1 protein-coding gene is annotated in these 538 nt (G+C 46.5%); it reads right to left on the bottom strand.

Annotation, left to right across the window (positions count from 1 at the left end; genetic code table 11):
- On the bottom strand, nt 1–538 hold a 538-nt coding region (locus R7190_RS30115), incomplete at both ends, for a GGDEF domain-containing protein (RefSeq protein ID WP_318138240.1).

Raw genomic sequence — 538 nt, 5'->3', positions numbered from 1 at the left:
AATATCATCAATGCTATGACACAAAGAAACGCAGTTTCTACCAGCGCTTTTGGATTCATACAGCGCGATATCTGCGCACTTATAGCTTCGAGTTCGATCGGCAGTGAGGTCACTATAACCCGCACTGACGGTAACGGTCATATTGCTTCGCAGCTGAACCGCGACTCGCAAACGATTGAGCACCACTTCAGCCTCTTTGACTGTGGTATGAGGCATGATCACCGCAAACTCCTCACCACCAACACGAGAAACAAAATCCGTAGTGCGTACTTCACGTAGTAACGTTTCTGCGACGCTACAAATGACTTTATCCCCTTCATCGTGACCGCGTTCATCGTTAATGCGCTTAAAGTGGTCAATATCAAACAAAGCCAAACACGTCGTCGGTGTATCAGGATAACGTTCTACAATATTCGCGTAGTGGGTTAATTGTTCTTCAAACTTTCTGCGGTTCCACAGTCCAGTCAAACCGTCTTTCTCACTTAAGTTGCGCAGCTGCTCTTCCAACGCTTTACGTTCAGAAATATCCACCAGCGAA

The organism is Vibrio sp. 1078-1 (assembly GCF_033340475.1).
This window is presented reverse-complemented; position numbering and strand designations above follow the sequence as displayed.